Annotated in this window: 7 protein-coding genes and 1 pseudogene; all 8 read right to left on the bottom strand. The window is 70.2% G+C overall.

The window, feature by feature from the left end; translation table 11 throughout:
* Positions 1-299: pseudogene (locus ACOADB_RS10530) on the bottom strand (primosome assembly protein PriA); the annotation flags it as partial.
* 109 nt (positions 300-408) lie between these two features.
* Positions 409-1608, bottom strand: a complete 1200-nt coding sequence (metK, locus tag ACOADB_RS10525) for a methionine adenosyltransferase (RefSeq protein WP_378597972.1) — start codon at positions 1606-1608, stop codon at positions 409-411.
* 128 nt (positions 1609-1736) lie between these two features.
* Complete coding sequence (gene coaBC / locus ACOADB_RS10520; RefSeq protein ID WP_378597970.1) at positions 1737-2972, bottom strand: bifunctional phosphopantothenoylcysteine decarboxylase/phosphopantothenate--cysteine ligase CoaBC; 1236 nt, start codon at positions 2970-2972, stop codon at positions 1737-1739.
* A 13-nt stretch (positions 2973-2985) separates the two neighbouring features.
* Entirely contained in the window at positions 2986-3300 is a 315-nt protein-coding gene (gene rpoZ, locus ACOADB_RS10515) for a DNA-directed RNA polymerase subunit omega (RefSeq protein WP_056711745.1), read from the bottom strand.
* Between the two features lie 11 nt (positions 3301-3311).
* On the bottom strand, positions 3312-3878 hold the full coding sequence (gene gmk / locus ACOADB_RS10510) for a guanylate kinase (RefSeq protein ID WP_378597968.1): 567 nt from the start codon (positions 3876-3878) through the stop codon (positions 3312-3314).
* On the bottom strand, positions 3871-4191 hold the full coding sequence (gene mihF / locus ACOADB_RS10505) for an integration host factor, actinobacterial type (protein ID WP_378597966.1): 321 nt from the start codon (positions 4189-4191) through the stop codon (positions 3871-3873). Before mihF ends, gmk begins: the two co-directional genes overlap by 8 nt.
* A 111-nt stretch (positions 4192-4302) precedes the next feature.
* Positions 4303-4752: a hypothetical protein gene (locus ACOADB_RS10500; protein WP_378597964.1), complete on the bottom strand. Its 450-nt coding sequence runs from the start codon at positions 4750-4752 to the stop codon at positions 4303-4305.
* 14 nt (positions 4753-4766) lie between these two features.
* A complete protein-coding gene (pyrF, locus tag ACOADB_RS10495) occupies positions 4767-5603 on the bottom strand; it encodes an orotidine-5'-phosphate decarboxylase (protein WP_378597962.1) in 837 nt (278 codons plus the stop codon).
* Positions 5604-5684: the final 81 nt, after the last annotated feature.

Below are 5684 nucleotides of genomic sequence, written 5' to 3'. Positions count from 1 at the left end.
GACGCCGCGGTCCGCTCCACCACGAACCCGTCCACCGCCTGCCCGGCGAAGCGCACCTTGACCCGCGCTCCCGGGACTGCCCCCTCGTCCATCGCCGCGGGCACGAGGTAGTCGAACACCCGGTCCAGGTGGGCCAACGGCACCTCGAGGACGACCCGGGCGACCGGATCCACCGTGGCCAGCTCCGTCTCCGCCACCTTGCGGGCGCGCGTCGCAGCCGCCTTGGCGCGACCCTCCGCTGCCCGGTCCCGCACGAGGCCGGGCAGCTCCAGTGCCGGCTCGTCGGGGGTCGGGGTCATGGGCGCAGTTCTACCAGCGGCCCCCGACGCGGCTCGGGGCGATCCGCAAATGCACGGACGCCCGCCGTCCCCGGGCAGGGACGACGGGCGTCTGGTGAAGCTGGTGGGATCAGATCCCGGCAGCAGCCTTGAGCGCCTCGGCGCGGTCGGTGCGCTCCCAGGTGAACTCGGGCAGCTCGCGGCCGAAGTGGCCGTACGCAGCGGTCTTGGCGTAGATCGGGCGCAGCAGGTCGAGGTCGCGAACGATCGCGCCGGGACGCAGGTCGAAGACCGAGAGCACGGCCTCCTGGATCTTCTCGTCCGGAACGACTCCGGTGCCGAAGGTCTCCACGAAGACACCGACGGGCTTGGCGACGCCGATCGCGTAGGCGACCTGGACCTCGGCGCGACGGGCCAGGCCCGCGGCAACGATGTTCTTGGCAACCCAGCGCATGGCGTAGGCCGCGGAACGGTCGACCTTCGACGGGTCCTTGCCGGAGAACGCGCCGCCACCGTGACGGGCCATGCCGCCGTAGGTGTCGACGATGATCTTGCGGCCGGTCAGGCCGGCGTCACCCATCGGGCCACCGACGACGAAGCGGCCGGTCGGGTTGATGAAGAGCTGGTAGCCCTCGGACGGGACGATGGCCTGGAAGGCCTCGAGAACGGGCTCGATGACGTTGACCAGGATGTCCTTGGCGAGCTGCTCCTGGTCGATGTCCTCGGCGTGCTGCGTCGAGAGGACCACGGTGTCGATACGCAGGGGACGGTCGTCCTCGTCATACTCGATGGTGACCTGGGTCTTGCCGTCGGGACGCAGGTAGGGCAGCGTGCCGTCCTTGCGCACCGCGGTGAGCTTCTCGGCGAGGGTCTGCGCGATCTTGATCGGCAGGGGGAAGAGCTCGGGGGTGTCGTCACACGCGTAGCCGAACATCAGGCCCTGGTCGCCGGCGCCCTGGCGGTCGAGCTCGTCGCCCGAGCCGTCCACGCGCTCCTCGAAGGCGTCGTCGACGCCCTGCGCGATGTCAGCGGACTGCGCACCGATGGCGACCTGGACGCCACAGGAGTTGCCGTCGAAGCCCTTCTCGGACGAGTCGTAGCCGATCTCGAGGATCTTCGCCCGAACCAGCTGGGCGACGGGGGCGTACGCCGAGGTGGTGACCTCACCGGCGACAACGACCAGGCCGGTGGTCAACAGCGTCTCCACGGCAACCCGGCTCGACGGGTCGTGCTCGAGGAGGTAGTCGAGGATCGTGTCGCTGATCTGGTCGGCGATCTTGTCCGGGTGACCCTCGGTCACCGACTCCGACGTAAACAGACGTCCGGTCATGTTGGTGGAAGCTCCTGGTTCTCAGACCGAGTACGGGATCCCCCGAACCCGCTCGGCAGTGACGGTGTGACAGATGTTGTCGTCGATCCAACGATACGGACCGGCCGGAGTCATGGCCGGTCGTCTCACTATCGCTGGCTGAGACGGGAGACGACGTTGTCCCAGATGAGGTGTGCGAGGGCGGACTTCGATCCGTGCGGAACCTCGACGGCCGAGCCGTCGGAACCCAGGATCACCGCTTCGTTGTCGGCGCTCCCGAAGACCGCGCCACCGCTCACGTCATTGACGACGAGCAGGTCGCAGCCCTTGCGGACCAGCTTGGCCCGAGCCAGGTCCAGGACGCCGCCGGTGGCGTCGCCCGTCTCCGCCGCGAATCCCACGATCACGGCGTCCGGGCGGACCCGGTGCGTCGAGATCTCCTTGAGGATGTCGGGATTCTGCTCGAGCATGATCGACGGCGCCGAGCCGTCGTCGGCCTTCTTGATCTTCACGTCCGACCGGTTCAGCGGACGGAAGTCGGCGGGCGCCGCCGCCATCACCACGGCGTCAGCGCTGGCGCTGGCAGTGAGTACGGCGTCGCGCAGCTCTGCGGTCGACTCGACGCGAACGACCTTCACGCCCGCCGGGTCGGGCAGGGTCACGTTGGCGGCGATCAGCGTGACCTCCGCACCACGTGCGGCCGCGGCACGGGCCAGGGCGTAGCCCTGCAGGCCCGAGGAGCGGTTGCCGAGGAAGCGCACCGGGTCGAGCCGTTCGCGGGTGCCGCCGGCCGAAACCACGACGTTGCGTCCGGCGAGGTCGGTGAGCGACGGGCTCCCGGAGGCGCCGGTCGAGACGCGGGCGAGCACGTCGCGGGCGATCTCGAAGATCTCCGACGGCTCGGGCAGCCGGCCCTTGCCGGTGTCGGCACCGGTCAGGCGGCCCTCGGCGGGCTCGATCACCACGATGCCGCGAGCGCGCAGGGTGGCGACATTGGCAGCCGTCGCGGGGTGCTCCCACATCTCGGTGTGCATGGCCGGGGCCAGCACGACGGGACAACGCGCGGTGAGCAGGGTGTTCGTGAGCAGGTCGTCGGCCAGCCCGTGGGCGGCCTTGGCCAGCAGGTCGGCGGTCGCCGGAGCGACGACCACCAGGTCAGCGGTCTGCCCGAGGCGCACATGCGGCACCTCGTGGACCGCTGACCAGACGTCGGCGGACGCCGGCTTGCCCGACAGCGCGGCCCACGTGGGCGCGCCGACGAACTCCAGCGCCGCAGCGGTCGGAACGACCGTCACGTCATGTCCGGACTCGGTGAACCGGCGGAGCAACTCGCACGCCTTGTAGGCCGCGATACCGCCGGACACACCGAGCACGACGCGGGGCATGGCTGGAGTCAGTTCACTCAGCAGCAGCCGGCGCGGCCGCGGCAGCCTCGGCGGCAGCGATCTCGGCCGGGTCGATGTCCTCGCAGGTCAGCAGGTCCTGGCTGATCTCGCGCAGCGCGATCGAGAGCGGCTTCTCCTGGACGTGGGTCTCCACGAGCGGGCCGACGTACTCCAGCAGGCCTTCGCCGAGCTGGGAGTAGTAGGCGTTGATCTGCCGGGCGCGCTTGGCACTGTAGAGAACCAGCTTGTACTTGCTGTCGGTCTTGGACAGCAGGTCGTCGATCGGGGGGTTGGTGACACCCTCGGCGGCGATGTTCGGGGCAGACACGTGTTAGAGCCTCACAGTTCGTGGGTGGAATCAACCATTAAGGCTACCAAGTCCTGGACCGCAGCGTTAACTTCCACGTTCACGATGGTGACGTCGAACTCCGACTCGGCGGCCAGTTCGAGGCGCGCGGTGGCCAGTCGGCGCTCCCGCTCCTCCTCGCCCTCGGTCCCGCGACCCACCAGGCGGCGGACCAGTTCGTCCCACGACGGCGGCTTGAGGAACACGAAGACGGCCTCGGGCATCGTCTTGCGGACCTGGCGGGCACCCTGCAGATCGATCTCCAGCATGGCCGGACGATCGGCGGCCAGCGCCTCGTCCACGGGTCCGCGCGGGGTGCCGTAGCGGTTCACGCCGTGGACCACGGCCCACTCGAGCAGCTGGTCCTCGGCGATCATCGCGTCGAAGGTCGCGTCGTCGACGAAGTGGTAGTGGACGCCGTCCACCTCGCCCGGTCGCGGGCTCCGGGTCGTCGCCGAGACGGACAGGAAGACCTCGGGATGCTGGTCGCGCATGGCGGCAGCAACGGTGCCCTTGCCGACCGCAGTGGGCCCGGCAAGGACGAAGAGACGACTACTCACCGGTCGCGAACTCGCGCTCCAGAGCGGCGATCTGCTTCGTGCCGAGACCGCGGACCCGCCGGGACTCGGCAATGCCGAGGCGCTCCATCACCTGCCGGGCGCGGACCTTGCCGAGGCCGGGAACGGCCTGCAGCAGGTCGAGGACCTTCATCTTGCCGACGACATCGTTGACCTGACCCTGCGCGAGGACCTCGCTGATCGACCCGCCCGAGTTCTTCAACCGGTTCTTCACCTCGGCCCGTTCGCGCCGCGCGGCCGCCGCCTTCGCGAGGGCAGCCTGGCGCTGTTCGGGTGTCAGGGGAGGCAAGGCCACGAAAGGGATCCTTCGGTCTGCAACAGGGCGGTCTTCGGGCGGATGGGGCCGCCGCGGTCAATCTAGCCATTCACGTTCGGCCGGGGCAATGCGGCGCCGTCGTGGGCGTTCCTACAGGCTCAACGGGGTCTTGCAGACATCACGCGCCTGCTGGCTGACGCCGGCGAGCGCCAGCTTCGTCTCCCGCGCACCGAGTCGGACCGCAGCTGCCTGGATCGCGTCGACGTCGGCCTTCGGCAGGTCCTTCGGCGGCTTCTCGGGGTCGTAGGTCGCGGGATCCACGTCGGCGTCCGCGAAGGCGTCGCGGACCTCGGTGACGCGGTCGATCACGATCCGCCACTCGTCGCGAAGATCCTCCGGTGCCTTCTCGGCCAGCAGCTCGAACGTCGGCAGCGCGCGGATCAGCCCGAGCCGCTCCCCCGCCGCCAGCGCCGCCCCGAGCTCACCGCGCCGCTCCTCGACCTCGGCACAGTACGTCGTGAACGGGTCGTCGTCGTCCGTGGACCGCAGCAGCCAGGCGCCGGCACCCACCGCCAGCGCCACGACGACAACGAGCGCCACGAGACGTCGCAGGCTCACCCGAGCAGGCCCCGCAACTCGTCGTTGCCGCGGTGGACGGCGTCGCGCAGGGCGATCGGGTCCGGGCCGAGGCGCAGGACGCCTCGGGAGGACGACGCCAGCACGTGGGAGGCGCTCGCCCCGAAGATCCGCAGGATGTCGGCGGTGGTGCCGCCCTGCTCGCCGTACCCGGGAGCGAGGATCGGGCCGTTGAGCGCGAAGTCGAGGCCCGAGCCGTCGATCGTGGCGCCGACAACGGCGCCGAAGGAACCGAGCGGGGAGGCGCCGGCGTTCAGCTCACGCAGGTGGTCGAGCATCGCCGCGGCGACCGTGCGGCCGCCGAACTCCTCGCTCGTCACGGCTTCCTGGACCTCGGGACCCTCCTTGTTGGAGGTGGCCGCGAGCACGAACAGGCCGGCGTCGAAGCGGCGCGCGGTGTCGACGAAGGGAAGCAGGGAGCCGAACCCGAGGTAGGGGCTGATCGTGATCGCGTCGCTCGCCAGCGGGGAGGCAGGGTCGAGGTACGCATCGGCGTACGCCTGGGACGTCGAGCCGATGTCCCCCCGCTTGACGTCGAGCAGGACCAGCGCACCGGCGGCACGGGACTCGGCGATGACGCGCTCGAGGACGGCGACGCCCTTGCTGCCGAACCGCTCGTAGAACGCCGACTGCGGCTTCACCACACTGCAGTACGGCGCCACGGCCTCCACCGCGCCGAGCGCGAACCGCTCGAGCCCGGAGAGGTCGTCGTCGTAGCCCCAGTCGTGCAGCAGCGCGCTGTGCGGGTCGATGCCGACGCAGAACTGGCCGCGTTCTGCGATCGCGGCGGACAGGCGAGCGCCGAAGGCAGTCATCGCGTTCCCTTCTCGTTGAGGCCCTTCAGGATCCGGCGTGGCCACATCGGGCCACCGTAGACGAGGCCGCTGTAGACCTGG

It is taken from the genome of Nocardioides sp. CPCC 206348 (genome assembly GCF_048654705.1).
GTDB lineage: Bacteria > Actinomycetota > Actinomycetes > Propionibacteriales > Nocardioidaceae > Nocardioides.
Note: the sequence above shows the minus strand (reverse complement) of the source record. Positions and strands in the feature narration are given on the sequence as shown.